At 68.0% G+C, this 26,962-nt stretch carries 28 protein-coding genes and 1 tRNA gene; 16 read left to right on the top strand and 13 right to left on the bottom strand.

The window, feature by feature from the left end:
• Positions 1–66 precede the first annotated feature (66 nt).
• Positions 67–765 (top strand): bacterial proteasome activator family protein, encoded by a 699-nt coding sequence (locus ACQCSZ_RS16275; protein ID WP_427004753.1) that lies wholly within the window; start codon positions 67–69, stop codon positions 763–765.
• A gap of 7 nt (positions 766–772) precedes the next feature.
• Positions 773–1,240 (top strand): hypothetical protein, encoded by a 468-nt coding sequence (locus ACQCSZ_RS16270; RefSeq protein WP_427004752.1) that lies wholly within the window; start codon positions 773–775, stop codon positions 1,238–1,240.
• A gap of 88 nt (positions 1,241–1,328) precedes the next feature.
• Here the strand turns inward: ACQCSZ_RS16270 and ACQCSZ_RS16265 are convergent, their stop codons facing one another.
• The 5 genes from ACQCSZ_RS16265 to ACQCSZ_RS16245 all read right to left on the bottom strand — a co-directional run bounded on the left by ACQCSZ_RS16265 (position 1,329) and on the right by ACQCSZ_RS16245 (position 4,649).
• Positions 1,329–1,607: a hypothetical protein gene (locus tag ACQCSZ_RS16265; RefSeq protein WP_427004751.1), complete on the bottom strand. Its 279-nt coding sequence runs from the start codon at positions 1,605–1,607 to the stop codon at positions 1,329–1,331.
• A 39-nt stretch (positions 1,608–1,646) separates the two neighbouring features.
• Positions 1,647–2,654: a hypothetical protein gene (locus ACQCSZ_RS16260; RefSeq protein ID WP_427004750.1), complete on the bottom strand. Its 1,008-nt coding sequence runs from the start codon at positions 2,652–2,654 to the stop codon at positions 1,647–1,649.
• A 46-nt stretch (positions 2,655–2,700) separates the two neighbouring features.
• Entirely contained in the window at positions 2,701–3,933 is a 1,233-nt protein-coding gene (locus tag ACQCSZ_RS16255) for an MFS transporter (RefSeq protein ID WP_427004749.1), read from the bottom strand.
• 66 nt (positions 3,934–3,999) lie between these two features.
• Positions 4,000–4,272, bottom strand: a complete 273-nt coding sequence (locus ACQCSZ_RS16250) for a hypothetical protein (protein ID WP_427004748.1) — start codon at positions 4,270–4,272, stop codon at positions 4,000–4,002.
• A gap of 17 nt (positions 4,273–4,289) precedes the next feature.
• Positions 4,290–4,649, bottom strand: a complete 360-nt coding sequence (locus ACQCSZ_RS16245) for a hypothetical protein (RefSeq protein ID WP_427004747.1) — start codon at positions 4,647–4,649, stop codon at positions 4,290–4,292.
• A gap of 411 nt (positions 4,650–5,060) precedes the next feature.
• Between ACQCSZ_RS16245 and ACQCSZ_RS16240 the strand changes: the two genes are divergently transcribed.
• The 3 genes from ACQCSZ_RS16240 (at position 5,061) to ACQCSZ_RS16230 (ending at position 8,283) form a co-directional block, all read left to right on the top strand.
• On the top strand, positions 5,061–7,040 hold the full coding sequence (locus ACQCSZ_RS16240) for an amino acid transporter (RefSeq protein WP_427004746.1): 1,980 nt from the start codon (positions 5,061–5,063) through the stop codon (positions 7,038–7,040).
• Between the two features lie 133 nt (positions 7,041–7,173).
• Positions 7,174–7,749 carry a hypothetical protein gene (locus ACQCSZ_RS16235; protein ID WP_427004745.1) on the top strand — a complete coding sequence of 192 codons (576 nt, stop codon included), beginning with the start codon at positions 7,174–7,176 and terminating at the stop codon, positions 7,747–7,749.
• Between the two features lie 135 nt (positions 7,750–7,884).
• Positions 7,885–8,283: a hypothetical protein gene (locus ACQCSZ_RS16230; protein ID WP_427004744.1), complete on the top strand. Its 399-nt coding sequence runs from the start codon at positions 7,885–7,887 to the stop codon at positions 8,281–8,283.
• A 373-nt stretch (positions 8,284–8,656) separates the two neighbouring features.
• On the opposite strand, the gene ACQCSZ_RS16225 is transcribed toward ACQCSZ_RS16230, so the two are convergent.
• Entirely contained in the window at positions 8,657–10,528 is a 1,872-nt protein-coding gene (locus ACQCSZ_RS16225) for a CAP domain-containing protein (protein WP_427004743.1), read from the bottom strand.
• A 164-nt stretch (positions 10,529–10,692) separates the two neighbouring features.
• On the opposite strand from ACQCSZ_RS16225, the gene ACQCSZ_RS16220 reads away from it, so the two are divergent.
• Entirely contained in the window at positions 10,693–11,076 is a 384-nt protein-coding gene (locus ACQCSZ_RS16220; RefSeq protein WP_427004742.1) for a dihydrofolate reductase, read from the top strand.
• Positions 11,077–11,211: 135 nt separating this feature from the next.
• On the opposite strand, the gene ACQCSZ_RS16215 is transcribed toward ACQCSZ_RS16220, so the two are convergent.
• The 4 genes from ACQCSZ_RS16215 to tmk form a co-directional block, all read right to left on the bottom strand.
• Positions 11,212–11,284: transfer RNA gene (locus tag ACQCSZ_RS16215), tRNA-Thr, on the bottom strand.
• A gap of 209 nt (positions 11,285–11,493) precedes the next feature.
• Positions 11,494–13,068, bottom strand: a complete 1,575-nt coding sequence (locus tag ACQCSZ_RS16210) for an alpha/beta hydrolase (protein WP_427004741.1) — start codon at positions 13,066–13,068, stop codon at positions 11,494–11,496.
• A gap of 54 nt (positions 13,069–13,122) precedes the next feature.
• Positions 13,123–14,265 carry a DNA polymerase III subunit delta' gene (locus ACQCSZ_RS16205; RefSeq protein ID WP_427004740.1) on the bottom strand — a complete coding sequence of 381 codons (1,143 nt, stop codon included), beginning with the start codon at positions 14,263–14,265 and terminating at the stop codon, positions 13,123–13,125.
• Positions 14,262–14,930: a dTMP kinase gene (gene tmk, locus ACQCSZ_RS16200; protein ID WP_427004739.1), complete on the bottom strand. Its 669-nt coding sequence runs from the start codon at positions 14,928–14,930 to the stop codon at positions 14,262–14,264. Before tmk ends, ACQCSZ_RS16205 begins: the two co-directional genes overlap by 4 nt.
• Positions 14,931–15,029: 99 nt before the next feature.
• Here tmk and ACQCSZ_RS16195 point away from each other — a divergent pair, with 99 nt between their 5' ends.
• Positions 15,030–16,262 carry a trans-sulfuration enzyme family protein gene (locus ACQCSZ_RS16195; RefSeq protein ID WP_427004738.1) on the top strand — a complete coding sequence of 411 codons (1,233 nt, stop codon included), beginning with the start codon at positions 15,030–15,032 and terminating at the stop codon, positions 16,260–16,262.
• A gap of 9 nt (positions 16,263–16,271) precedes the next feature.
• Positions 16,272–16,628 carry a DUF2516 family protein gene (locus ACQCSZ_RS16190; RefSeq protein ID WP_427004737.1) on the top strand — a complete coding sequence of 119 codons (357 nt, stop codon included), beginning with the start codon at positions 16,272–16,274 and terminating at the stop codon, positions 16,626–16,628.
• Between the two features lie 39 nt (positions 16,629–16,667).
• Here ACQCSZ_RS16190 and ACQCSZ_RS16185 read toward each other — a convergent pair whose 3' ends face one another.
• On the bottom strand, positions 16,668–17,516 hold the full coding sequence (locus ACQCSZ_RS16185) for a class I SAM-dependent methyltransferase (protein WP_427004736.1): 849 nt from the start codon (positions 17,514–17,516) through the stop codon (positions 16,668–16,670).
• 156 nt (positions 17,517–17,672) lie between these two features.
• Here ACQCSZ_RS16185 and ACQCSZ_RS16180 point away from each other — a divergent pair, with 156 nt between their 5' ends.
• Both ACQCSZ_RS16180 and ACQCSZ_RS16175 read left to right on the top strand, forming a co-directional pair.
• Positions 17,673–19,472 carry a DUF222 domain-containing protein gene (locus tag ACQCSZ_RS16180; RefSeq protein ID WP_427004735.1) on the top strand — a complete coding sequence of 600 codons (1,800 nt, stop codon included), beginning with the start codon at positions 17,673–17,675 and terminating at the stop codon, positions 19,470–19,472.
• Between the two features lie 238 nt (positions 19,473–19,710).
• Positions 19,711–20,457, top strand: a complete 747-nt coding sequence (locus ACQCSZ_RS16175; RefSeq protein WP_427004734.1) for a phosphoglyceromutase — start codon at positions 19,711–19,713, stop codon at positions 20,455–20,457.
• 114 nt (positions 20,458–20,571) lie between these two features.
• Here the strand turns inward: ACQCSZ_RS16175 and phoU are convergent, their stop codons facing one another.
• On the bottom strand, positions 20,572–21,234 hold the full coding sequence (gene phoU / locus ACQCSZ_RS16170; protein ID WP_427004733.1) for a phosphate signaling complex protein PhoU: 663 nt from the start codon (positions 21,232–21,234) through the stop codon (positions 20,572–20,574).
• Positions 21,235–21,440: 206 nt separating this feature from the next.
• Here phoU and ACQCSZ_RS16165 point away from each other — a divergent pair, with 206 nt between their 5' ends.
• Together ACQCSZ_RS16165 and ACQCSZ_RS16160 are read left to right on the top strand one after the other, a co-directional pair.
• Positions 21,441–22,673, top strand: a complete 1,233-nt coding sequence (locus tag ACQCSZ_RS16165; RefSeq protein ID WP_427008366.1) for a sensor histidine kinase — start codon at positions 21,441–21,443, stop codon at positions 22,671–22,673.
• On the top strand, positions 22,670–23,350 hold the full coding sequence (locus ACQCSZ_RS16160; protein ID WP_211878956.1) for a response regulator transcription factor: 681 nt from the start codon (positions 22,670–22,672) through the stop codon (positions 23,348–23,350). Before ACQCSZ_RS16165 ends, ACQCSZ_RS16160 begins: the two co-directional genes overlap by 4 nt.
• Positions 23,351–23,491: 141 nt before the next feature.
• On the opposite strand, the gene ACQCSZ_RS16155 is transcribed toward ACQCSZ_RS16160, so the two are convergent.
• The gene (locus ACQCSZ_RS16155; RefSeq protein WP_427008365.1) at positions 23,492–24,073 is read right to left on the bottom strand and encodes a hypothetical protein; all 582 of its coding nucleotides are present in this window, start codon (positions 24,071–24,073) and stop codon (positions 23,492–23,494) included.
• Between the two features lie 336 nt (positions 24,074–24,409).
• Here ACQCSZ_RS16155 and ACQCSZ_RS16150 point away from each other — a divergent pair, with 336 nt between their 5' ends.
• From ACQCSZ_RS16150 to ACQCSZ_RS16135, 4 genes are all read left to right on the top strand, one after another.
• Positions 24,410–24,892, top strand: a complete 483-nt coding sequence (locus ACQCSZ_RS16150) for a CarD family transcriptional regulator (protein WP_024367191.1) — start codon at positions 24,410–24,412, stop codon at positions 24,890–24,892.
• Between the two features lie 160 nt (positions 24,893–25,052).
• Entirely contained in the window at positions 25,053–25,871 is an 819-nt protein-coding gene (gene ispD / locus ACQCSZ_RS16145; RefSeq protein ID WP_427004732.1) for a 2-C-methyl-D-erythritol 4-phosphate cytidylyltransferase, read from the top strand.
• Positions 25,872–25,873: 2 nt separating this feature from the next.
• Entirely contained in the window at positions 25,874–26,446 is a 573-nt protein-coding gene (gene ispF / locus ACQCSZ_RS16140) for a 2-C-methyl-D-erythritol 2,4-cyclodiphosphate synthase (protein WP_427004731.1), read from the top strand.
• Between the two features lie 142 nt (positions 26,447–26,588).
• Positions 26,589–26,945, top strand: coding sequence for a hypothetical protein (locus ACQCSZ_RS16135; RefSeq protein ID WP_427004730.1), 357 nt, complete (start codon positions 26,589–26,591; stop codon positions 26,943–26,945).
• Positions 26,946–26,962: the final 17 nt, after the last annotated feature.

Here is a 26,962-nt window from a genome sequence, read left to right as displayed (position 1 = left end):
GGTTGAAGGAAAGCAGCAGGGGAAGACGACACGATCCGTGCGTACCGCACCGTGAGAGTATGAAGCATGAGCGATCCGAACGGACCCCAGACCGGCGACGATGTGCCCGTAGAAGGCACCACCCTGGACGACGACCCGTCCGTGGCCGACGGGAGCCGGACGCCACCCGGCCTCCGCCCGACGCCGCGCCTGACCCCGACGCCACCCGGCTCCGCCCAGGCAGTCGCTGCCGGGCTGGCCGCTGTGCCCAAAGGCAGCCAGCTCCAGGACCTGGTGGACCAACCGGCGAAAGTCATGCGGATCGGCACCATGATCAAGCAGCTGCTGGACGAAGTGAAGTCTGCGCCGCTGGACGATGCTGCCCGCGTCCGGCTGGCCGAAATCCATGAACGCTCCATCAGGGAGCTGGAGGACGGGCTCGCCCCCGAACTCGTCGAGGAGCTCGAACGGATCCACCTTCCGTTCCCCGAGGACGCCACCCCCTCGGACGCCGAACTGCGGATTGCCCAGGCCCAGCTGGTCGGCTGGCTCGAAGGCCTCTTCCACGGCATCCAGACGGCGATCGCCGCGCAGCACGCCGCGCGGGAGCACGCCTTCGCGCAGATGCAGCTCCGCCAGCTGCCGCCCGGGACCATGATCGCCCCGGGCGTGATCATCGGGGAGAACGGTGAACCGCAGCGCGCCGCCGCGCCGAGGCCCGGCGCGGAACCCTCGCAGCGTCCGGTGCCCGCCGACCCGGACCACGGCCCCGGCCAGTACCTCTAGGGCACCCTTGGGATTCTTCAGTGCCGCCCGGCAGGGACGGAAAGACGACGCCGAACTCGGCAAGGGCCTGTGGCGGCGTGCCCATGGCCGCTTCACGCGCGGGCTGGACCGGTACCACCAGGTCCTGGAAGGGGTGGAGGACGAAGCCCTCTATGCCGAACTCGTGGACATCGCCGACGAGCTGTCCGCCGTCTCGGACCGGGTCCGGCGGATCTGCGTCGAGGCGCAGCGGCAATCACCCAGCGACGGTCTGGACATCCCGGGAGCGCTGGCGGCCGTGCACCGCTCGCTGTCCATGGCCGGCAACTCCCTGGCCACGACGGCGGAAGCTGCGGCCATGCTCAGGCTCGGCCTCGGGGCGGTCCCTGCGGGCGCCGCATCAGTGCGGCGGCGCGCGGAATCCGTGCTGGAACAGGTCAACGACGCCGAACGGCGGCTGGCCGAAGGCGCCCCGGGGGCCCGGGAGTCCGGCTGAGCAGGACTTCCCGTCCCGGGCTATGCGCCTGGCATAGCTCCCGCACTGCGTCGGCCGGACCGGGGCGGCGGGCCCTTGGACAGCCCGATCAGGCGGCGGCGCGGCCCCGCCGCAGGGGAACGGGGTCGACGACGGCCCAGCCGTCCTCACCCGCGATGTTCCGGTCGGCGAAACGTTCCGCGGCTGCGGCATCGTCGAAGATTTCGGTGCGGACGCGGCCGCAGTCGGCGTCCCAGTACGTCACTTCGAAGTACCTGACTTCCGCATACGCTGCCGCCCCGTAGCCTGCGTCTCCGTGGGCAGCGTCAACACGGACAGCGTCTCCCCGAATAGCGTCTCCACAAACAGCGTCCTGGTTGTTTTCCATGAATCAAGTCTGCGACCGGCCACTGACAGTAAAGGCCAATCACTCCGGCGTGTTGCCGAGCCGCAGCACACGTTCCCGGGCCAGATCCTCTTTGCGTCGTTCCTTGTCCGCGGCGCGGGCGGCCTGCTGGGCTCGGGCGGCTGCCACTTCACGCCGTTTCCGCGCCGCCTTGAGCTCCTCGTCGGTCCGCTCCAGCTGCTCCCGGAGGGATTGCGTCTCCTCGGCCAGCGTAGCTGCTGCTACGGTCGCCTCCGCCAGTTCCGCCTCGTAGCGGCGAGCTTCCCTCACAGCCGAGCGGGCCGCCTCCTCGGCGTCCCGCAGCCCGGCCCGGGCGCGTTCCCGCGCCGAGGGTGCGGGCCTCCGCGGCGCCTCCCGGACGGCCCGCAACCTGGGCTGCTCCGCCGGTTGCTCCGCCGGCCGCTCCGCCGGTTGCTCCGCCGGCCGCTTGCCGGCGGCCGCTGCCGGGACGGCACCAGCGGGCCCGGCGCCAGCGGGCCCGGCGCCAGCGGGCCCGGCAACGTCGGGTACCGCGACGGCACCTGCCAGATCGACGACGTCGACCCCGTCCGCGGACAGCGTCCGCAGCAGCCTGCCGCTCCGCACGGCAGCGGCGGCTCCCTCGTCGGCCGTGGCCGCCCGCAGCGTCTGTTCAACTTCCGTAGCGATCGCATCGCTGATCTTCCGCCCCTGCTGCTCCGCCACGGTGCGTGCCGCCTTCACGGCGGTGTTCAGGAGCTGGCGCCGTTCCTGTCCCAGCCTGCGGAGTTCCGCCGCGTCCAAGGCGGACTGCGCGGCGCGCATGGACTGTCCCAGCTCGGCGAGCTCCCGAAGTGTTTCGGGACGGAGCGCCGCGAGCATGTTCACTGCCCAGGCTCCCACGGACGGTTTGGGCAGGGAACGCACCTCGGCGGCCAGGGTCCGCTGTTCCTGCGTGACGGAAACCTCACCGGCTACTTCCTTGGCGGCGGTCGTCCGGGCGGCCACAAAATCATCGAACGGCAGGGCGTAGAGCTGCCCTGCAATGCCCGCCAGCTCCCGGTGTGCCATGCAAGAATCATAGGAGTCCTGACCCGGCTCTGAGGCCACCCGGCACTCACACCGTCCTGCGAGGCATCCACAGGCTCGCGACGAGCAGAACCAGGGCGACGGCCTGGAGAACGGCCACCGCCGTGATGAGCAGCGGGCGGGAATCGTAGAGCGCCCCGTAGAGTGCCCCGCCAGCCAGTGCCCCGCCCCCTTCGAAAGCAGCGAAGACGCCGTAGGCCGTCCCCTGCCGGCGTTCCGGCACCAGGTCAGCGACGAGGGCCTTGACCGTGGAATCCTGGATGCCGGTGGCGATGCCCCAGAGCAGGACGCCGGCCAGGACCAGTGCGGTGTCCCGCGCGAGTGCCAGCACCGGGACGGCAGCGATCAGCACGGGCAACGCCAGCAGCACGGCGGCGCCGCCACGGTCGTACAGCACGCCGCTGGCGAGGGCCCCGAGTGCCGCCGCGCCCATCGCGGCCGCATAAAGCAGTGGAACCACGGACACGGGCACAGCCACCGCGGTGGTCAGGTGGAAGGAGATGACGCCGAAGGCAACAAGGCCAGCGCTCCAGAAGAAGGATGCGACGGCGAACAGGATAAAGATTCCGGAGAACACCGACGCCGGCTTGCTGGCAGGGCTCGCGGCGTCGGCGCCGGCGGCGTCGCTGCGTGGCCCGACGGCGGTATCCGCTGGCGGGGGCCGGTCACTTCCCGGGTTCTGGACCCGGCGCCGCAGCCAGACCAGCAGGGACAGTGCCACCGCTGCCGGAATGGTCAGCGCCGCGAACGCCGCCGACATGAGTCCGGTGGCAGCAATCACCGCCGAGACGATCAGCGGCCCGAGCAGCGCCCCTGTCAAATCCAGGGACTTGTGGACCGCGAAGCCGCGGCCCCGGCCCACGGGCTTGGCGGCGGCGGCCAGCAGGACGGTCTTGGCCGGGCTCCGGACTGCCTTGCCCACCCGGTCTCCGATAATAAGCGCACAGGCCAAGCCCAGACCGGACGCCCCTGCCACGGGTGCCAGTGCGAGTAGGGGGACACAGACGGCGGTGAGCGCGTAGCCGGCCATCGTAAAGGTCCAGTACTGGCGGGTGCGGTCCGCCCACGGCCCGAACACGAGCCGGAGTCCCTGCGCCGCGGCCTCCGCGCCACCGGTGACGAGGCCCACTAGCAGCGCGGACGCGCCCAGTTGGGCCAGCAGGGGACCTGCCAGCGGGCGGGCGCCGTCGGAGACGACGTCGGCAGCCAGGCTGACGAGCCCAAACCCGAACACCGGGCCCCAGATGAGACGCCGCTTCATCCCCGGTACCGAAGGAGGGCCCGCCTGCGTATTAGCTGGCAACTTCCGGCCAAGGCGTTCCATCCCCTAGGGCTGATTGACGGCCCGCCAAAAGACAACAGCCAGCCCTGACCTCCAGTCTCTCGGGCGGAACGGAAGGAAGTATTGGACAAAGCGATCATATTTTCGCACCGGCTTGGTCCTTTTTCTAAGCCGCTCCGTTTTGTCCGGGTCGGGGGACCCATATTTGTGGACCGAAAGGCCGGTGGCCAGTACGGCATCGCTGGCCGCGACGGCGGCCGTCTCGCCGTCGTCCGTGCCGCCGTCGAGCCTGGCGATCAGTGCCGTCTGGAAACTCACCAGCACCCGGGCCGCGGCTACCGCCGGCAGTACCAGGAGTTCGGGTCCCACGAGAAAGTCAGTCCCGCGCGGGCACCGGCGCCGTACTGGATCATGCATGCCAAGTCGAGGTCGATCCGGTTGCTGGTGTCGGAATCCTTGACGCACCGCCAGCTGCCGGCGTCGTTCCGGTCCAGGAGCACGGCCCGGAAATGAAAGGCGTCGTAATACTGCGTATTGCAGGCGCGCTGCATGTCGATGCCGCCGAGGACATCGGACGCAGCGACCGGCGCGGAGCCGGCCAGCAGGCCGGCCGTCATCAGGACGAAGACCGCCGCGGAAGTGACAGCCCGGCGCGCGATCCCGGGCGAACCCAATTGAGGGAGAGGAGACTTCATGGTTTCCCTAATCTCTGGGAGGAAAGCGCGTCGCGCCGCGGGGCCGCGGACAGCGGAGTGATGAGGTGCGGGATGGGGCGTATTTTGCGCCCTGATTACCGTGTCTGAATGATCCTTTCCTAGGCAGTCACGTGTTTCGGCAGACCGGCGAGCCTCGGGCTGGGCCGGCAACCACCACAACGGTAGTGACGTTGTAGTCCTGGATTGAGGCGTTGTCAATGACCTTCCACTACGGCGGGCCTGAGGGCTGCCCGTCATTCCTGGCCGGAGTCATCCAGCGAGGGGCTGTACGCCGTGAATCCCTCAAGAATTTGCCCGGGCACGGGTCTTTTGCCCTGAACGGGGACTATGTTTGGACCGACGGGTCTTGGACGTCCGGGTGCGTTGAACCGGGAACTACAGGGGACGCAGATGAGCGGTACGGAGCGATACGCCATCCCAGCGGAGATCAGGCGGCCTCCGCCGGACACCGCCCGGAACACCGGTCTGGCAAGGTGGTTGCTGAAGGACCGCGTCCAGCCCGTGGTGGGCCCGGAAAGCGCAGAGGAACACGCCAGCCCGCAGGCGTGGTGGAAGGTCATGTGCCTGACCGGCGTGGACTATTTCTCCACCCTGTCCTATCTGCCGGCCATCGCCGCGCTGGCGGCCGGGGCGCTCTCCCCGCTGGCGACGCTGCTGATCGTTGCCCTGACCCTGCTGGGCATGCTGCCGATGTACCGCCGGGTGGCCCAGGAGAGCCCCCACGGCCAGGGGTCCGTGGCCATGCTGGAGAACCTCCTGCCGTTCTGGCGCGGAAAGATCTTCGTCCTGGTCCTGCTGGGATTTGTTGCGACGTCGTGGATCATCACCATCACCCTCTCGTCGGCCGACGCCACCGTGCACATGCTGGAGAACCCGTACCTCCATGACGTCCTGCAGGGCCATGCCGTACCCGTCACCGTGGTGTTGCTGCTGGTCCTTGGAGGAGTGTTCCTGCTGGGATTCAGCGAGGCCGTCGTCGTGGCCATTCCCCTCGTGGCGGTGTTCCTGCTGCTCAACGCCGTCGTCATTGTGGCCGGGGTCGTCGAGGTCGCCGGTGATCCTGCCGTCCTGGCCCGCTGGACCGGGGACCTGGCGGCCCGCGGCGGACCCGGCGGCATCGCGGGACCGGCGCTGATTGCCTTCCCGCTGCTGGTTCTCGGCCTGTCCGGATTCGAAACCGGCGTGAGCATGATGCCCCTCGTCGCCGCGCACGGAAGGACACCGGAAGAACGCCTGGCCTCCCGGGTCAGGAACACCCGCAAATTGCTGACGGCGGCGGCCGCCATCATGAGCGTCTATCTCCTCGGCAGCAGCTTTGTCACTACCGTGCTGATCCCGGCGAAGGAATTCGAGCCCGGGGGACAGGCCAGCGGGCGGGCGCTCGCGTATCTGGCGCACCAGCAGCTGGGCAGCACCTTCGGCACCGTCTATGACATCAGCAGCATCCTCATCCTGTGGTTTGCCGGTGCCTCCGCGATGGCGGGCCTGATCAATATCGTTCCGCGATACCTGCCCTCGTACGGCATGGCCCCGGAATGGGGCCGGGCTGTCCGCCCTGTCGTGCTCGTCTACACGGCAGTCAGCGTGTTGATCACCGTCGCGTTCCGTGCGGACGTCAACGCCCAGGCGGGCGCCTATGCCACCGGGGTCCTGGCCATGATGGTCTCCGGATCGGTCGCCGTCACGATCTCCGCGTTCCGGCGCCGGCAGCGGCTGGCCGGCCCCGCGTTCGCCCTGCTGTCGCTCATCCTGCTCTATGCGCTCGGCGCCAACGTCGTCGAAAAACCCGACGGGCTGACCATCTCAGCCTTCTTCATCGTGGGCATTGTCGCCATCTCGCTGGTCTCCCGGGTGGCGCGGACCACGGAGCTGCGCGCGGACCTGATCCAGTTTGATGAGACCGCCCGCCGGTTCATCACCGACTCCCTGGACTACGACGGCGCGCTGAACCTCATCGCGAACCGCCGCCAGGCCGGGGACGCGCAGGAATACGCGGAGAAGGAATTCGAACAACGCGGCCACAACGCCGTGCCCGGAGCCGCCGACGTCATCTTCCTTGAAGTCGACATCATCGACCCGTCCAACTTCGGCGGCACGCTTTCCGTGCACGGTGTCGATGTGGAGGGCTACCGCGTCCTGCGCGTGGAAAGCCCTGCCGCACCCAACGCCATCGCGGCGATCCTGCTCGCGCTCCGGGACGCCGCGGGGGTCATTCCGCACGCCTATTTCGAATGGTCCGAAGGCAGCCCCCTGGCGCACCTGATGCGCTACCTCCTCCTGGGCCGCGGCGACACGCCGCCGGTGGTGCGCGAGATCCTGCGCAGGCACGAGACCGATCCCGCGCGCAGGCCTCGGATCCACGTCGGCTGACCCGGGCCTGCGCTGACTGGCCCGGCTGACGGGCGTGCGGCTGCGGCGCTCGCCAGCGGCACGAGCCGGGGCCAGACCGTGCGCCTGCTGGCTGTAATCTGTGAACTGCCCGAACAATACCTATGGGGGAACCATGACCGAGAACATCCCGCCCGTACCGAAGGCACCGCAATACCCGGCTCAGCCGCCTGCAGGCTACGACCAGCCCCCGCAGCAATACGCTCCGCCGGCCAGTTACCAGCAGCCCTACCCACAACAACAGCAGTACGCTCCCTTCCCGCCGCAGCAGTACGCTCCCTACCCTCCGCAGCAATACGTGCCCCAGTGGGCACCTGCGGGACCGCGTCTGCCGAAGTCGTCCGGTTTCCGGGTGGCGTCGGGCATCGTCGGGATTGTCTTGGGCGCCTGGCTGTTCATCCCCTCCATCGCCGGATTCGGCCATGGACTGGCCTTCTTGGCCTTCATGGTCCTCATAGCCGCCCTGGGAAACCTCGTCGCCGGCATTGTGCTGCTCGCCAACCAGCGTGGGCGTCTCCGGGGGGCGCCCGTGACCGCATTGAGCTTCGCCGGGTTCACGCTGTTCCTGGGCCTGATCGCCCTGGCCGTCGAGTACTTCGGCCCCGCTCTGCTCGTGACCACACTTCCGCTGGCCACCGCGGTTCTCGTCGTTATGGGCATCGGACTGTCGCGGGAGAAGCGCGGCGCCTGACAGGCGCGCACGTGGCAGCAGGAAAGGCCCTGCCCCGTCAGGAAACCACCTACAGCTATGTCTGGAAGACATGCCGGGCGTTCATGCTCGCCCTCGACGATGGCAGCACCCGCCAGGCCGCTTCAAGTTCACCACATGACATTGGGAGGTGCCATGACGGCACGGAGCTCAGTTCCAGGCCGGGTCATGTGGGCTGCCTTTGCCGACTTCGGACTGGTCCTGCTGGTCCTGGGCCTGGCCCAGAAGTTCTATCTCGGGACCGTCACGGATGCCTTCCAGCGGGACCGGACCGGAAACACGCTCATCCTTGCCGGGGCGCTGGTGATTCTGGCCTCAGCCGCCTGGTCCCGTCTCCGGACGGATCCGCTCCGGGTCACCGTGGCGGTGGCAGCCCCGGCCATCGTCGTCGGCGGCCTGAACCTGGTGATCGGAGACAGCCTGCTGCCGCACCTCGGAGCCCTGTTCGCGGTGCCCGCGGCTCTGGCTGGCATCATCGGAGGACTGTTATGGTCCCACCCTGGCGGTGGCAGCTGACCCCGGAAACGCAACAGCGGGAGAACATGGCGGGCATTTTCACGCTTGTACGCGACCGGGTCCCCGAAGACGGCGAAGTCTCCGGACGGGTTGTTGGCCATGGACGCCTGGGTGGTCTCGCCGTTGTCCCCGGTGATCTTCGTCCAGAGACCCTCGTTGTGGGTGACGACCTTCGCCATCGTGCCCGGTGCGAAGCAGGTAGGCCAATCGGCTGGATCCTCCCCGTTCATCTCTTCGAAGGCGTCGGGGGCCAGTACGGTGTTTTCGCTCATGCCCATCAGGTGTGCGGGCGCGGCAGGATTGGTCCCCGAATGCCGGGCAGCAGAAAGGCCCGCACTGTGAGCGCGCGGGCCTTTCTGGTGGCTGTCCCGTGTCAGAAGCGGTAGGACCAGGCTGTCGTGCCGGTGAGCCGGTACGTGGAGACCGTGGCCGTCACGGTGAACTTCACCGTCTTGCCGTTGGCCACGCTGTAGGTGCCGGGCTTCGTTGCTTTGCCATCCACGTGATACTGCACGCCGGACTTCGCCGGGATTGTGTAGCGGTTGGTAACGCTGCTCATTGCGGGCTTGGCCGGCGTCACTGCCCTCCGGAAGTCGTACGTCCAGCTGGAGGTCCCGGAAAGCGTGTACCCGGTGGCGGCCTTTGCGCTGACGACAACGAGCCTGCTGTTGCCGCTGTAGGTTCCGGCGGTCACTGCCTTGCCGTCCACGTGATACTGCACACTGGCCTTTGCCGGCACTGTGTACTGGCCGGTCAGCCGATTGAACGTCGGGGCGGTCGCGGCCATCTTGACCGCCGGCGGCGTGTAGTCGTACGACCAGGAGACGGGCGTGTTTTCAATCCGATAGCCGGACTTGGCTGTTGCCGTAACGGTCACCTTGCCGGTGCCGGTGTAGCGACCGCCCTCCACAGCACTACCGTTGAGATAGTACTGAACGCCGATGTCGGAGGGGATCAGGAACAGGTTGCTGTAGTCGGCGAAAAACGGGCCGCCGGCGTAGGCGTTGTCCAGTCCCGGGCGCAGGACCCACTCCGGCGCGCCGGTCATGATGTAGCCCATGGCGGCCCTGGCGGAGACGTAAACATACTCGCTGCTCTTGTAGGTACCGGGCGCAAATGGCTTGGAGTTGATGACGTACTCGACACCGGCCTGGTTCGGGATCGTGTATGTACCGGCCTTCTTATCGAAAGTGGGTGCCGTCGCGACGACCTTGGTCAGCGGCACGGTAACGGTCCAGATCAGGTTCCCGGACAGCCAGTAGCCGTGGGCTGACCTGGCCTCCACCTTGGCGACGTCATGGAATTTGTGCACGCCGGCGGCCACGATGTTCCCGTTCAGCTGGTACTGCACACCGTTGGAAACCGGGATGGTGACGGTCCGGGCGGTTTTGTCGAAGACCGGCACCTTGGGTGCAACCCAGAGATACCCGAAGGTCGTGTCCCAGTACGTCTTGTAGTTGGTGAGCACGTAGCCTGGCTTTGCTCCTGCCGAGAAGGTGTGATGGCCCTCGTCGGCGGCGTAGGTGCCGGGAGCCTTCTTCATGTTCACTTCGTAGCGGGAGCCGACCACATAGTCGACTCCCTCCACATCCGGAATGGTGTAGGTGCGCTTGACGAGGTCCCAGGTCGGCGCCGGTGCGGTGGCCAGGACGACGCTGCCGCGCGGCAGCGCGGGCTTGCCGTTGAAGAAGTCGCGGGGATTGCTGTACGACCCGGGAAGAACGACACCTTCCTGGTAGCTGAAGAAGTTCTGGGTAGCGTAGCTGGCGCTATCTACATGGACGATGCCGATGCCGATATATTCGTCGTCGGCGCTCGACATGTTCGCGTTGTGTCCCGGCGAGTTGATCCACATGTCGACGAATGTTTTGCCGGAGGCCAGGAACGTGGTCATGGCGATATTTTCGGAGGCGCGGTCCCACCCGGCCGGCGCGTCGGCTACGAAGTTGTCGTTGTGCCGGTAGCCGTTTGTGGACATGGTGCTCGACCAGCGCTGTGAGATGGCCGCGATCGTAGCGTTGAACTTCAAGGGACTGAGGCCTTTTGTCGCCCGGAACTCGTTGGTCGAATCGAAAATATCGATGACCCGCTGCCGGTCACTCTCCTTGAACAGGTCCAGAAGCGTCGAGGAGGCCGGAGCCTGGGTGCCGGCTGCCTGCGTCGGAGCGGCAGTGGCCGCGCAGACAGGGCCGGTTATCAGTGCGACAGTGAGCAGCGATGCCCCCAGCGTCTTGCTTATTTTCAATTTTCCCCCAAATGATGGTCGGCTGAAGCGCTCAGCTGCCTCTCCCGGATCATACGTTTCCGCAGGTCCGCAGCGAAACCGGCACACCGGAGCCCATGCGTCGACCGGACAGAAACCCCGCCCAAACGGGAAGGCACACGGTGGTCCCCGCACACATGAGAAACATGACCAAGAAGACGAAGACCCCCGGATTCACCGACGAGACGTTCCGTTCCATCTTGGACAAGAAAGGCTACAAGGCCATCGACCTGGACGGCAGCGTGATGCTGTGGCATCTGCCCGAGGACGTCAAGCACTTCCGCCGGACTGCCGAAGGCCACCCGGTCATCATCGGCCGGGGCACCTGGGAGTCACTCCCGGCGACCTACCGGCCGTTGCCGGGCAGGACCATCATTGTCATCACCACAGACCCGGGCTGGTCCGCCCCGGCGCCGTCCAGACGGGGTCCATCCACTCAGCCCTCGTCGCCACGGCCCGGCAGCCCGGCTCCGAGCAGATGTGGATCATCGGCGGCGGCACCAGGCCGGACTGCAGGCCTTGAGTTCTAGAATCAGACCATGACCGGCTGCCGCGCTCATCCCAAAGTGTGCCATAGGCGCGCCCTGACCGTGGGGGCTTCCCACCGCCACCAACAAAAAACCCCGTATTCCCGCTGAACCAGCGGAAATACGGGGTTCTTTCCGAGCTTCCTGCCAGAATCGAACTGGCGACCTTCTCATTACGAGTGAGACGCTCTACCAACTGAGCTAAGGAAGCAACCACATGAAACCCGGCAAACCGGGCGGATCATGCAAGAGATAACTGTAATGGAGTCCCGGCGCCCGGGTCAAAATGAGCCGCCGGACGCCCGGAAAACGCGGAACCGGCGCCGCCTGGCAGCCTGCGCCCGGCCGCCCACGCCTGGCTGCGCCGGGAGCCCCCGCCCGGCAGCCTGCGCCCGGTCGCCCGGACGGCGCAGCCAGGCCTTAGCAGATGGTGTTGTCCGCCGGTGCCTTGCCGTCGAGCAGGTAGCCGTCCACGCCGTTGGTGATGCAGCTGTTGGAGCGGCCGTAGGCTGTGTGCCCCTCGCCCTTCCACGTCAGCAGCGACGCGTTCCCGAGCTGCTTGCGCAGTGCGCCCGCCCATTCATAGGGGGTCGCCGGGTCTCCGGTGGTTCCCACCACCAGGATCTGGGCCGAGCCCTTGTACTCCACCGGGGCGGGCGTCCGGACACTCTTGTACGGCCAGTCCTGGCAGTTGCCGCCGCCGTAAGCAAAGTAGTAGCCCAGGGTCGGCGAGAGCTGGCGCAGCTGCTGATCCTCGGCGCGCATCGCTGCCGTGTCCGAAACCGTCGGGTAGTCGAGGCAGTTGATCGCGTTGAAGGCGAAGGTGCTGTTTGACGAGTAGCTGCCGTTGGCTTGCCGGTCGGCGCCGAAGTCGGCGAGCGCCAGCAGGCCGCTGCCGTCACCGGCCGCAGCCTGGCCCAGGGCCCCGGTGAGGAGGGGCCAGTTTTTGTCGTTGTAGAGCGGAAGGATGAAGCCGCTGACGAAGGTCGACGCCGAGACCTGCCGGCCGCCCTTGGACGGCAGGGGACTCGCCTCCGCCGCCTTGATGAGATCGCGGATCTGCTGGACGGCGTTCTCGGTGCTTCCGCTGAGCGGGCACCCGCTGTTCTGCAGGCAGTTCGCCGCGTAGGCGCTGATGGCCTTTTCAAAGGCCTTGGCCTGGCCGCTCGTGAGTTCCTCGTAGCTCAGCGACGGGTCGATGGCGCCGTCCAGCACCATCCGGCCCACGTTGTCCGGGAACAGCGAGGCGTAGGTGGAACCCAGGAAGGTCCCGTAGGAGTAGCCAAGGTAGTTCAGCTTGGTGTCGTTGACTGCGGCGCGCAGGATGTCGAGGTCCTTGGCGGCGCTCACGGTGTCAACGTGGCCGAGCACCGGTCCGGTCTTCTCCGCGCACTCGGCAGCGACCACCTTGTTGTCCGCGAGTGCCGCTTCCAGCCCGGCGTCGGTATCCAGCGCATAAGACTTGGCCCGGGCCTCGTCACGCTCCTGGTCGGTGAGGCACGTGACCGGGGCGGAGCGCTTCACGCCGCGGGGGTCAAAGCCCACGACGTCGTATTTCGCGCGGACATTTTCGGAGATGTTGGTCGTGGCGCCGTCCTTGACGAAGTCGTAGCCGGAACCGCCGGGCCCGCCGGGGTTGACCAGCAGGCTGCCCATCTTCCTGTCCTTCGCGGACAGTTTGAGGGCAGCGATTTCGATGCTGCCGCCGTCGGGCTTGCTGTAGTCCAGCGGGACCTTGATCTTGGCGCAGCTGAAGTTGGCTTCGCAGGGCGTCCAGTCCACGTGCTGGGAGTAGAAGCCGCGGAGCTCGGCGGGAGCCGCAGCGGCGATCGCGGGATCGGGCTGAACCGGGCTGGCGCTCTTCGGGCCGCCGTCGCCGCCTCCGCCGAAGAGACTGCACGAGGCCACCGCCAGGACCAGGGCCATGGCACCGGCAGCCCTCACACCGACCGCCCAGGATCGGAATCTTGCGGGCAGAGGTCGAGCAGACTTCATGCGGTTTCTCCCTGAGGATAGGAACGGGCCGGACGGGGGTCTGGCGGGACGGGGTCAGATGAGGCTGGCAGCCATGGACTCGATGGCCAGCAGCGGGGCCACGTTGGTGGTGGTGATCCGTTTGCGGGCTTTATTGATGGCGTCCATGCGGACAAGAGTGACTTCGGCGGTGGAATGACGGGCGAAGTCCTCGAGGTCGCTCCTCAGTTCAACGTTGACGAGTTCGACAGCATTCCCCATCTGGATAATCAGGACATCCCGATAAAAGGACAGCAGGTCCGTCAGGGTGCGGTCAAGCGAATCGGTCACGGAGCGCTTGGCGCGGCGCTTCTGGTCCTCCTCCAGCTGCTTCACCTGGCCGCGCATGGCCGGGGGCAAGGTGCCGCTTTCGGGCGCTCCGAGGGTGGCCAGGAGCGCGATCTTCTCGGCGGCGTCGCGCTCGTCGTTGGAGCTGTTGGCTTCCTCGGTGGCGATCTTGACCAGTTTTTCGGCCATCAGGACCGCGGCGGTGATCCCGCGGAGGGTCAGCGGCAACCGCACCGTTTCCAGCCGGCGCTCCCGGGCTTCCGGGTCCCGGGCCAGCCGGCGGGCGATGCCGACATGGCTCTGCGCCGCGCGGGCCGCGCGTTCGGCGACGCCCGGGTCTACGCCGTCGCGCTTGACCAGCAGGGCCGCGACGTCGTCCGCCGGCGGCAGCCGCAGCGCCACCGGCCGGCAGCGGGAGCGGATGGTCACCAGGACATCGGCGGGGGAGGGTGCGCAGAGCATCCAGACGGTGCGCGGGGTGGGCTCCTCGATGGCCTTGAGCAGCACGTTGGTGGTGCGTTCGGCCATCCGGTCCGCGTCCTCCACCACGATGATCCGCCACCGCGCCGAGGATGGCCGGTTCCCGGCGGTGGAGACCAGTTCGCGGGCCTCGTCGATGGTGATGGTCACCTTCTCGGTGCGGACGAAGGCCACATCGGAGTGGGTTTCGCCGAGGATGGTCAGGCAGGCCGCGCATTGGCCGCATCCGCGCAGGGTGACGTCCTCCTGGTCGCAGTTCAGGGCCGCCGCGAACGCCTTGGCGGCGTTGGACCGGCCGGACCCCGGCGGGCCGGTGAAAAGCCAGGCATGGGTCAGCCCTTCGCCCTCGGCGGCCTGGCGCAGCTGGGCGACGACGGCGGGCTGGCCCTGCAGGTCGTCCCAGACGCTCATGCGGTCCTGCTGCGGGGTAGGGACAGCAATGAATCGACGCGCCCGAGGATGTGGGCGGCGAGTTCCCTGACGGGCAGGTGGGCCGGGAGCACCAGGTACTTTTCCGGCCGGGCCGCGGCAAGGTCCAGGAAGGCCGCCCGGATCCTGGTGTGGAAATCGTCCGCTTCGGATTCCAGCCGGTCCTCCGCGGTCTCTCCTGCGGTGCGCCGGCGCCGGCCCAGCGCGGGATCGACGTCGAGCAGCACCGTCAGGTCCGGCCGGAGCCCCGCGGTGGCCCATTCATTGAGGTCCCGGACGGCGTCCGTGCCGAGGTCCCGGCCCGCACCCTGGTAGGCGACCGAGGAGTCAATGTACCGGTCGGTGAGAACGATCTCGCCGCGCTGCAGCGCGGGGCGGATGACCTGGCTCGCGTGGGCGGCACGGGAGGCCGCGAAGATCAGGGCCTCCGTGTGCGCATCGATGTGGCCGTGGCCGTGGTCCAGCACGAGGGACCGCAGTTTTTCGCCGATCGGGGTGCCGCCCGGTTCGCGGGTCCGCAGCACCGTCAGGCCGCGCGATTCAAGGGCCCCGGCCAGTTCTGCCGCCTGCGTGGACTTGCCGGCGCCGTCGCCGCCTTCGAAGGCGATGAACAGTCCAGGAAACGGTCCGGGGTTCTGGGTAGTCACTGCTCTAGACTACCGACAATCACCGACAGGACCGTGCGGGAGGGCGCCCCGGGCGTCACGCCTTGGGAGCCCGGCGGGACCCCGAAGTACCCTGTGAGCATGAGTCTTTCCGAACAACAGGCAGCTTCGCTCTCCGCCGAAACCGTGGTCGTGGCCGCGGGCCGTCCGCCGCGCACCCGTGACCAACCGGTCAACCCTCCGCTGGTCTTGTCCTCGACCTATTTCGGCACCGGCCCGCTGGGCGACGGGGACCGCGGCTACGGCCGGTATTCGAACCCCACCTGGGACCCCTTCGAGGAGGCCCTGGCCCAGCTGGAAGGGGCGGAACTGCCCGGCCTGCTGTATGCCTCCGGCCTCGCCGCCGTGAGCTCCGCGCTGTCCCTCGTCCCGGCCGGCGGCGCGCTGGTGATGCCGTCCCACAGCTACGCGGGTTCGCTGGTGATGGCCTCGGAACTGGCGGAGAAGGGCTTCCTGGAACTGCGCACCGTGGACATCGCGGACACCGACGCCGTCCGGGAACAGCTGGCCCCGGCCGGCGGGAAACCGGCCAGCATGCTCTGGCTGGAAAGCCCCACCAACCCGATGCTGGGCGTCGCGGACATCCGGGCGCTCACCGCGGCGGCGCACGCCGCGGGCGCCGTCGTCGTCACCGACAACACCTTTTCCACCCCCCTCGTGCAGCAGCCCCTGGCCCTGGGCTCCGACGTCGTCCTGCATTCGGTGACGAAATACCTCTCCGGTCACTCCGACGTCGTGCTGGGCGCCCTGGTGACGTCCGACGCCGGCCTGCGCGCCGCGCTGCTGCACCACCGCACCATCCACGGCGGCATCGCCGGCCCCTTCGAGGCATGGCTGGCGCTGCGCGGGCTGCGCACCCTGGCCCTGCGCGTCGAGCGTTCCCAGGCCTCCGCGGCCATCCTCGCGGAGCGGCTGAGCAAGCACCCGAGGGTCGGCAGCATCCGTTTCCCGGGACTGCCCACGGACCCCGGCCACGAACGGGCCAAGGCGCAGATGAAGGGCTTCGGTTCCATTGTCTGCATCGAGATCGCCCCCCTTCCGGGACCGGACACCGGAGCAAACGCCGGGCCGGACGCCGGACCAGACGCCGGCCTCAGCGGCGCGGAGGCGGCGGACCGCATCATCCGTGCCCTGCGGCTGTGGCTGCCGGCCACCTCGCTCGGCGGCGTGGAATCCCTGATCGAACGGCGGCGCCGGCACACCGCCGAGCCGCTCAGCGTTCCGGACAACCTGATCCGGATGAGCGTCGGCATCGAAAACGTCGAGGACCTTTGGGCCGATTTGGAACAGGCATTGGGCGCTCTGGACGGTTAGGCTGGGGGAGTGGACGGAAGAATACTGATTTTCTATGTCGAAACCGGGATCTACCTGGTCCTGGCGCTCGTGGCCCTGGCTCTTGAGGTGTGGGCGTTCTTCGACTGCCTCCGCCACAAAGCCAACGCCTTTGAGGCCGTGTCCAAGCGGACCAAGACCTTCTGGCTTGCCCTGACCGGCGGCGCCCTGGCCGTCGGCGTGCTCTCCCTGGTGTCCCAGCTGGGCGGCGGCGGGATCGGCACGCTTGGCCTGTTTGGCCTTGCGGCGGTGACGGCGGCCTCCGTCTACCTCGCCGATGTGCGCCCCGCGGTCAAAGACGCGGGCCGCGGCGGGAACCGCAGCACGGGGCCCTACGGCCCCTGGTAAGCGCCGGAGGTTGAGCTTGTCGAAACCCCGCGCTCCCGGCTAACTGCCGGGCGCGACGGCTTCCCAGCCGACGGTCAGTTCCCCCAGCCGCCAACGGGACGGGCCGTCGTGGACCGGCCAGCCGCCGTCGAGCAGGGCCCGGCACATGGCTGACCAGCGCTGCCGGTTTCCGAAGGACGCCAGCGGCGCAGCCTCCAGCCACGCCTTGTCCATTGCCTGCAGGTAGGCATGGATCCGCTCGCCCGGAACGTTCCGGTGGATCAGGGCCTTCGGGAGCCGCTCCGCGACCTCGGAGGGGAGTGCGAAGCTGCCGAACCGCATGGACAGGCTCAGGCTCAGCGGCCGTTCGGCTTCGAGCGCCACCCAGGTCACGCGCCGGCCGATCTCGTCGCAGGTGCCGTCGATGAACAGGCCGCCGGTGGCGAGCCGGCCCTGCACCAGCGCCCAGATGCCCGCGACGTCGGCCTCCTCGTACTGCCGCAGCACGTTAAAGGCACGCACCAGCACGGGCCGGCCCGGAACGGGAAGTTCGAAGCCGCCCAGTTGAAAGCTGAGGCCGGGCCGTTCCAGATCCCGGGCGAGCCGCACCCGCTCCGGCTCGATTTCGACGCCGACCATCCGGACATCCGGACGGATCACGGCGAGCCGTTCAAAGAGTTCGACGGCGGTGGCCGGCGAGGCGCCGTAGCCCAGGTCGACGACGAGCGGGTCGGCCGCCGCGCGCAGCCGCCAGCCCTGCGGCCCGGTCAGCCAGCGGTCCAGCCGGCGCATCCGGTTGGGGTTGGTGGTGCCGCGGGTCACATTGCCGACCGGGCGGCCGCTTCTGCTCACGCCCCTTGTCCCGCTGTTTATTACGGAGGGGCCCACCCGTTCAGCCTTCTGCACCACAGTCCCACCCTATCCTTCAATGAGTCCTCCACCCCCGGGGTCAATTCCGGCCCGTCCGGGTGGCGCGGTATCTGCACGCTCGGGCCGTGCGGCCGTGGAGGCCTTGCGGCAATTGGGCCGCCAATACTGTCGCAGGTCGGCAGTAGATTTTGATTCATGGAAGGCATCAGGGAGTTCGTCTCCTTCAAGGAGGCGGGGCAGGACGCAGGGCCTGTCCTGGGCCGCGCCCTGGGCTTGCTCCGGACGCTGGCCGCGACGGCCGTGGAGGACGCCGCGGCCTTCGGCCTGACCGACGCCTCCGATTTCGCCGGCCGGGTGGAGGAACTCTCGCGGACCGTGGAGTATCTTCAGCTCGTCGCGGCCGGGGCGGTGGACCGGACCAGGAAACTGCCGGCCGCCACGGCTTTCACGGGCACCACCTCGTGGGCTACCGGGTGGCGGGAGAGCCCCGCCAGCAGCCCCGTCGACAGCTTCGGCGGCAGCCCAGGAGGCGCCGCCGCGGCTGGCGCTTCCGTGGCGGCCGCGACTGCCGCTTCCGTGGCGGCCGTGACTGCCGCTGCCGGGGCGGCCTCCGTGGCCGCCGGGCCAGGGGCCGGCGGGAACGCGGCGGGGGCGGGCTCGTCCGGGGCCGTGGACGACGGCTGCCGGAACACCAGGGAGTTCCTGCGTGCGCGGCTGCGGATCAGCGCCGCGGAGGCCCGCCGCCGGCTCTCCCTGGCCGGCAGTGTCCTGCCCCGCCCGGTACTCGCGGGCCGGCAGCCGCTGCCTGCCCTCCGCGCGGAACTCGCAGAGGCCCTCGCCGCCGGGGAGGTCGCGTCCCGGTCCGCGACCATCATCGCCCTGGCCCTGGACGGCGTCCGGCACAGCTGCGACGCCGCGGCCGCGGCGGCGATGGAGCACGCCCTGACGCGCACCGCCGCCGAGAACGACCCCGACTTCCTGGCACGGATCGCCCGGCGCTGGGCCGATGCCCTGGACCAGGACGGCGCCGAACCCTCCGAAGAGCTCCTGCGCCAGCTCCAGGGCGCCTTCATCCGCCGCACCCGCCGCGGCCTGCACCACCTGGAAATCTTCGCGACCGCCGACCAGTTCGAACAGCTCCTCACCGTCATGAACACCGCCACCAACCCCCGCACCAGCGGCACGGGGCCATCCAGCGCTTCCAGCGACGGCCAGGATCCCGGGCCCGGCCCCGCCCCCGCCGCCTCCGCCGCCGCTTCCGCCGGGGCTGCCCGGGCGGCCGCCGCCGTGATCCCGCGTGCCGGCGGGGAAGAGGACACTGATCCCGGCGCGGCGGGGCTGGACCTCCGCTCCCGGCCGCAGAAACTCCTCGACGGCCTCGTCGGGGCCTGCAAGGCCGCGCTGGCGTCCGGGGGACTGCCCGCCGCGGGAGGACTGCGCCCCCAGGTCATGGTCACCATCGACTACCGGGACCTGCTCGGAAGGCTCGCGGACACCGGCACCGCGGCCGGCAGCCACACCGGCGGCAGCCAACCCGGCCGGGGCCCGGCACCGGGACACACCGGAACCCTGAACACCGGAACGCTGCTGTTCACCGGCCCCGTGACGGCCGGCACCGTGCGGAAGATCGCCTGCGACGCGGACATCATCCCGGTCCTGCTCGGGACCGAGGGCAGGATCCTGGACATCGGCCGGACCTCACGGATCTTCCCGCCGCACATCCGCAAGGCCCTCACCGCCCGGGACCAGGGCTGCGCCTTCCCCGGCTGCACCATCCCCGCGCCCTGGTGCGAAGCCCACCACATCAGCTACTGGTCCCGCGGCGGGCCCACCAGCACCGACAACGGCACGCTCCTCTGCGGTCACCACCACCACCTGGTCCACAAAGAACAATGGACCATCCAGCTCCGCACCGGCATCCCCTGGTTCATCCCCCCGCCCCACATCGACCCGCGCCAGGTGCCACGAAGAAACCACTACTTCCGCCTCGAATGACGCCCGCCGCACCGCCGGCGCTGGCCGGAGGACGCTGCACCAGGCCGGAGAAAGCTGTACCAAAATATTCCGTCGCGTCGCCACCATTGCGCTGACCCCATTGCGTCGGCCCCGGGACTTTGCGGCCCCGTGACTTTGCGGCCCCCGGGACGTGCTCGATCCGACCCAGCGTGGTGGCCCGACGACGGAAAATGTAACGCACGGCAGCCCTGGTGGCCGCTCCGCTAGGATGAAAACCATGACTTACAAGCTGATCCTGCTGCGCCACGGCCACAGCGAATGGAACGCCAAAAACCTGTTCACCGGCTGGGTGGACGTTGACCTTAACGACCAAGGCCGCACCGAGGCGGTCCGCGGCGGCGAGCTTCTCGTGGAGAACAACATCCTCCCGGATATCCTGTACACCTCGCGGCTGAAGCGGGCCATCAACACGGCGAACTTGGCCCTCGACGTGGCCGACCGCGGCTGGATCGACGTCAAGCGCGACTGGCGCCTCAACGAGCGCCACTACGGCGCGCTGCAGGGCAAGGACAAAGCCCAGACCCTCGCCGAATACGGCGAAGAGCAGTTCATGCTGTGGCGCCGCTCGTACGACACCCCGCCGCCGGCCCTGGCGGACGATTCCGAGTTCTCCCAGATGGGGGACCCGCGCTACGCGGACCTGGGCGACGACCTGCCCCGCACCGAGTGCCTCAAGGATGTCCTGATCCGTCTCATGCCGTACTGGGAATCGGACATCAAGGAAGACCTCAAGGCCGGCAAGACCGTCCTGGTCACGGCCCACGGCAACTCGCTGCGCGCGCTCGTCAAGCACCTTGACGGCATCAGCGACGAGGACATCGCCGGGCTGAACATCCCCACCGGCATCCCGCTCGTTTACGAGCTGGACGAGAACTTCAAGCCGCTGAACCCGGGCGGCACCTACCTCGATCCCGAGGCCGCCGCCGAGTCGATCAAGGCAGTCGCGAACCAGGGCAAGAAGTAGCGCACCAGCGCCTACGACGGCGGCCGGTCACCTCACTGCGAGGTGACCGGCCGCCGTCGTACTGCCCCTTTTGTCCGGACAGGGTCCGGTTTGTCCGCAGAGCCGGAACCGGCGTCAGCTGTGTTCGATGCTGTTGGGCTGCCAGGCGCCGGTGACCAGGTAGGTGACCTTCTGGGCGACGGAGACGCCGTGGTCGGCGAAGCGCTCGAAGTAGCGGCTGGCGAGGGCGACGTCGACGGTCGTGGCCGGGGATTCCTGCCAGTCGGCGCGGGCGATGGCCTTGAAGACGCTCAGGTGCAGGTCGTTGATGGCGCCGTTTGCCTTCATGATGTCACGGGCAACCTCAAGATCACGGGTTTCCAGCAGCACGGTGAGCTTGTTGGCGATCAGCAGGTCCTGCTCGGCGAAGCTCTTGAACGTCTCCCGCAGCTGGGCCGGAACGACGGTCGCCGGGTAGCGGAGCCGTGCCAGCTGCGCGAGGTGCCGGGCGAGGTCGCCCATCCGCTCCAGGGAGGCGCTCATCCTCAGCGATCCCACGATCATGCGCAGGTCGCTGGCCACCGGGCCCTGCAGCGCGAGGATGTCGATGGCGCGCTCGTCGAGGCTGTTTTGCAGGAAATCGATCCGGGCATCGGCGGCAATGACGTCCTCGGCCAGGTCGATGTCGGCGCCTTCGAAGGCCGTGGCTGCCTTCTCGATGGCCTCACTGACCAGCTTTGAGATTTCGACGAGCTGTTCCCCCACTTGGGTGAGCTCCTCCTGAAAAACCTTGCGCACGTGTGCGTCCTCTCCTCGGAAACTGCCGGCCACCACAGCGGCGGCCCTGATTCGGTTCACTGTTGCGGCGCTCCAACTGTCGACTCTCCCAGTGTCCGGTGAACTGTACCGCCCCAATAAGTGAACGTTAGCTGAACCACTGCACGAATAGCAGGAGATTACGGTTTCCGCCAGAGCCCAGAGCATAAGCTGGAGCAGTGGATCCCATGCTTATCGGCGTAATCGCCGGCCTGATCGGCCTGTCGCTTGGCATCTTCGGCGTGCTCGCCTTCAGGGTCAGCGAGCAGCAGCGGCACCTCGTGGACGTCGAGTTCGAGGATCTCCCGCTCCCGGAGGGGGCCGCGGAGGTCCTGGCCGTCGTCGGCCGGGCCTTCGTCGTGGTGGATGCGATCGACGGCGTGGTCCGGGCCAGCCCCGCGGCCTACGCCTACGGTCTGGTGCGCGGCCACACCGTGGTCCACCAGCAACTGCTGGAAATGACGGCCAAGGTGCGGCGGGACGGCGTCATCCTCGAGAAGCAGCTCGAGCTGCCCCGGGGCCCCCTCGGCCAGGGCACCATCGTCGTCCAGGTCCGGGCGGCCATGATCGCGGCGGAATATATCCTCCTGCTGGCCGATGACCGCACCGAATTCATCCGCACCGAGGAAATCCGGAACGACTTCGTTGCCAACGTCTCCCATGAGCTGAAGACCCCGGTCGGGGCCATTTCGCTGCTGGCCGAGGCACTCGAGTCCTCCGCGGACGATCCCGAGGCGGTCCGGCGGTTCGCCAAACGCATGCACAAGGAATCCGCCCGGCTCGCGGCGCTCGTGCAGGACATCATCGAACTCTCCCGGCTCCAAGGCGCCAATGTCGCCAAGCAGGGACGTCCGGTGGATATCAACACCGTGGTGGCCGAGGCCGTGGACCGTTCCCAACTGCCGGCCGAAAGCAAGAACATCCAGCTCATCGTCGGCCGCCAAGCGGACGCCATGGTCTATGGCGACCAGGATCTGTTGGTCACGGCGCTGCGGAACCTGATCGACAACGCCATCCGCTACTCCCCGGAAAACACCAGGGTCGGGATTGGCATACGCTCTAAGGCAGGCTTGGTTTCCGTGTCCGTGACCGACCAGGGCGAGGGACTCAGCCCCGAGGACCAGGAACGCGTCTTCGAACGCTTCTACCGCGTGGACGCGGCACGTTCGCGGCGCACCGGCGGTACGGGCCTGGGCCTGAGCATTGTCAAACATGTCATTTCCAACCATGGCGGCGAGGTGACCCTGTGGTCTCGGCCTGGGCAGGGGTCCACTTTCACCCTCCGGCTTCCCGAGCTGGAAGGTCAGGACGGCGGCGATGCCGCCGACGCCCGCAAGCCCGCGGCCCAGCCCGCCACCCCGCCCGCCGGACCACACAGACAAGACGCCGCCGGCGTCCATGAGCAAGGAGCCACCGCTTGAGCAGGATTCTGATTGTCGAGGACGAAGAGTCGTTCAGCGACCCCCTGTCCTATCTGTTAGGCAAGGAAGGGTTCGAGGTCGAGGTCGTCGACAACGGACTCGATGCGATCACCGAATTCGACCGCAACGGCGCTGACCTGGTGCTGTTGGACCTGCAGTTGCCCGGCCAGTCCGGCACGGAAGTCTGCCGCCAGTTGCGGCAGCGTTCCTCCGTCCCGGTGATCATGCTGACGGCGAAGGACTCGGAAATCGACAAGGTTGTGGGACTGGAGCTCGGGGCCGATGACTACGTCACCAAGCCGTACTCCTCCCGCGAGCTCGTCGCGAGGGTCCGGGCCGTGCTGCGCCGCCAGGGCGAGCCCGAGGAACTGGTCCCGAGTACGGTGCACGCCGGACCTGTCCGGATGGACATTGAGCGGCATGTGGTCAGCGTCGGAGGCGAGCAGGTCTCCCTGCCGTTGAAGGAATTCGAGCTCCTGGAAATGCTGCTGCGGAACTCCGGCCGCGTGCTGACCCGGGGGCAGCTGATCGACAGGGTCTGGGGCTCGGACTATGTGGGCGACACCAAGACCCTGGACGTCCACGTCAAGCGGCTGCGCAGCAAGATCGAGCCGGATCCCTCGGCGCCGCGGTACCTGATTACCGTCCGCGGGCTGGGCTATAAGTTTGAACCCTGAGGCGGCCGGGCTGAACCGGCCGGGCTGAGCCGGCACGGCTGAGCAGGCCGGGCTGCGCCGGCACGGAGGGCTCGGGACATCAGACCCAGGACATGAAAAGGGAGGGACACCCGGTCAGGGTGTCCCTCCCTTTCGTGGAAGCTAGTGGCCGGCGGTGCTGCTCGGCGTGGCCGTGCCCGTGGCCGTGCCCGGCGCAGCGGGGGACGTCGTCGAGGACGGCGTGGCCGTGCTTGAGCTGGTCGGCTCCGGAGTGGGCAGGTACTGCTTGTAATCGGCGATCGTGGCGTCCATGACCGGAACCTTGAACTTCGCCTTCTGGCTGGTGCCGTCTTCGAAGATCGTGACCTCGAGGACGGAACCCGGCTTGGCACCAGTGTCGCTGAGGATCGCCTCGGGCGTGGAGTCGTTCAGCAGGGTGTAGGAATTCTTCTTGACGGGCACCTGTGTCTGCGAGCCGGCGGCGCCGCTGATGGTCAGCACGACGTCCTTCGAGGACGAGTTGTAGACGGCACCCACCACGCGGCCGGGCTTGTTCTCGCCGTCGGAAACGATCAGGAAGTTGCGGAGCTGCAGCGGGCCGAGGTCCGTACGCGTTCCGTCCGACGCAGAGTACTGCGCGGAGGTCTGCTGGGGGTTGATATAGCCGCAGCCGGTTACCGACAGCAGGCCGATACCAAGTGCAGCCGTTGCCATTGCCAGCTTGCCGCGCTGGCCCCGGTTCATCGCAGTGAAACGCACGTCACGCACTCCTTGAGAGTCTTGAAACATTATTCAGCCATAGCCTATCCGCACTCGGCCTGAAACAAGGATTCCGGCAGTACACATTGGCGTCGGGGAAGCGGCGGCCGGCGGCCGCCCGGCGCCTGCCCGGCGAGCGGCTGGCGTAGCGGCGGACTCTTGGCAGCGGGCGAGACATGCACTATTATCTGCATCCGTCAAGGGGTTTGAGGGGGCGGAATGGGGCATTTTCCGCGGATTGACGGGGTTTCCGGGATCGATCCATGGCAGTCATATGCCTTAATCGTGATAAACTGGTCCCCGGGAAAGGGGAATGTCCACATGGTTTTTGAGGTCGGCGAGACAGTAGTTTACCCTCACCACGGTGCAGCCAAAATTGAAGAAATCAAGATGCGCACTGTCAAGGGCGAAGAGAAGATGTATCTCAAGCTCAAGGTGGCTCAGGGTGATCTGACCATTGAAGTTCCAGCAGAAAACGTAGACCTAGTCGGTGTCCGGGATGTAGTGGGCAAGGAAGGTCTGGAGCACGTATTTGAAGTGCTGCGGGCCGAGTTCACTGAAGAACCCACCAACTGGTCGCGTCGATACAAGGCAAACTTGGAGAAGCTCGCTTCCGGCGATGTCATCAAGGTCGCAGAGGTCGTACGCGACCTGTGGCGCCGTGATCACGATCGGGGCCTCTCCGCAGGTGAAAAGCGCATGCTGGCCAAGGCCCGCCAGATTCTGATCTCAGAACTGGCGTTGGCTGAAAAGACGGATGAAGAGAAGGCAGCAAGCGTTCTCGACGAAGTCCTGGCTTCCTGAGCACCAAGAATCGAACCCCGGTGGCGTAGCGGCCGCCGGGCTTCTTTTTGCCCAAAAATCCCCAACTGACTCGCAATTGTTGTCGTTTTCAGAGCCCAAAACGACAACTACTGCGAGCTACTTGGGGTCCGAGGGGGAGCCGGGACGTAGTGTTGTGCGCATGAACACAGCATCGACAAATCCCGTCACCGCGGTCATCGTCGTGGCCGCCGGGTCCGGCCAGCGCCTGGGCTACGGAATGCCCAAGGCGAAGGTGCCGCTCGGCGGAGACAGCATCCTCACCCACGCCCTCCGGGGCGTCGCCGAGGCGGGGATCGCCCGGCAGATCTGCGTGGCCATTCCGCCGGGGGACCCGGAGCTTCAGGCACTTTGCGAATCCTTCACGCAGGACCTCAAGGCGGAGCACCTGCTCACCGCCGCGTCCGGGGAGGACGTGCAGCTGCCCGTGGTGACCGTCGTCGACGGCGGGACCAGCCGCGCGGAATCTGTCCGCGCCGCGATGGCAGCCCTGCTGCCGGGCACGCAGGCCGTCCTGGTCCACGATGCGGCCCGCGCCCTGGCGCCGGAGTCCGTCTTCCACCGCGTCTTCCAGGCCCTTTGCGCGGGGGCCGTCGCCGTCATCCCGGTGATACCGGTGGTGGATACCGTCAAGACCGTGGAGCCGACCACCGGCGACGGCGCGGCGGTCGCCCCGGAACTGGTCACCGGAACAGCGCCCCGGGAAACGCTGCGGGCGGTGCAGACCCCGCAGGGCTTTGACCTTGCCACGCTCCAACGCGCCCACGAGGCGGCGGCCGGATTCGACGCCGGCCAGGCCGCCGCGGTGACGGACGACGCGATGCTGGTCGAGCTGCTGGGCGTCCCCGTCCACGCCGTGCGCGGGGCCAGCCAGTCGTTGAAGATCACCACGCCGCTGGACCTGATCATCGCCGAGGGGCTCCTCGAGGGCCCCCTGGGCACACGCTGGGTGGAAGGATGAGCATGTCCGAAACACCGGCCGCCCCCAGCCCCGTCACCCCCAGCCCCGTCACGCCCAGCCCCGTCACGCCCAGCCCCGTCATCCCCAGCCCCGTCATCCCGCGGACGGGGATCGGCATGGATGTCCATGCCTACGCCGCCGAGAATGAGCCGCAGCCCCTGTGGCTCGGCGGCCTGTTCTGGGACGGCGAGCGGGGACTGTCCGGTCATTCCGACGGCGACCCGGTGGCCCACGCTGCCGCCGACGCGCTCTTCTCGGCGTGCGGGGCCGGAGATCTCGGCACGCATTTCGGCACCGACCGGCCCGAGTACGCCGGGGCCTCGGGGGTAACGCTGCTCGCCGAGGCTGCCCGGATCGTCCGCGCCAGGGGATTCGAGATCGGAAATATCGCCGTGCAGTTCGTGGCCAACCGGCCCAAGTTCGGCCCGCGCAGGGAGGAATCCCAACGGGTCCTCAGCGAGGCCGCCGGGGCGCCGGTGAGCGTCTCGGCCACCACCAGCGACGGGCTCGGTTTCACCGGCCGCGGCGAAGGCATCTCGGCCGTGGCCACGGCGCTCGTCTACCCGGCCGGCTAAGGATCCGGCCACGGTATGGGGCACGGCGGACCTGGCCCGGCGGACCGGCCTGGGCGTCCCTGCTGAACGGCCCTGCCCGGCCCGCCCCGCGTCCCCTACGCTTATGGGACAACTCCCTTCCGGAATCACCAGGAGACCTCCCGTGAAAAAGCCGCTCCCCGCCGTCGTGCTTCTGGCAGGACTGCTGCTGACCGGCTGCGCCGGGTCCGCGACGACACCTGCCCCGACGACGACGCCGAGAATGAGCGTCCCGGACAGCTGCAAATTCCTCAACACGGACACCTTCGCGCCTATCGGCAGCCCGCAGGAAAAGGCGGCCGGGATCTCCAAGCACTACCAGGAAGTGGCGGACAAGGTCGCTCCCGAGGTGGGGGAACCGATCCAGAAAATGGCGGACATCATGAAGCAGGTGGCGGACAGCCCGCAGGGAACCCAGACGGCCGAGCAGACGGCCCAGCTCAGGGACCAGATCAACAAGATCGGCGAGTACTGCAAGTAGTCGCGCCCCAGCCGGGC

Origin of the sequence: Pseudarthrobacter sp. H2 (assembly GCF_050157045.1) — a bacterium.
Classification (GTDB): domain Bacteria; phylum Actinomycetota; class Actinomycetes; order Actinomycetales; family Micrococcaceae; genus Arthrobacter.
This window is presented reverse-complemented; position numbering and strand designations above follow the sequence as displayed.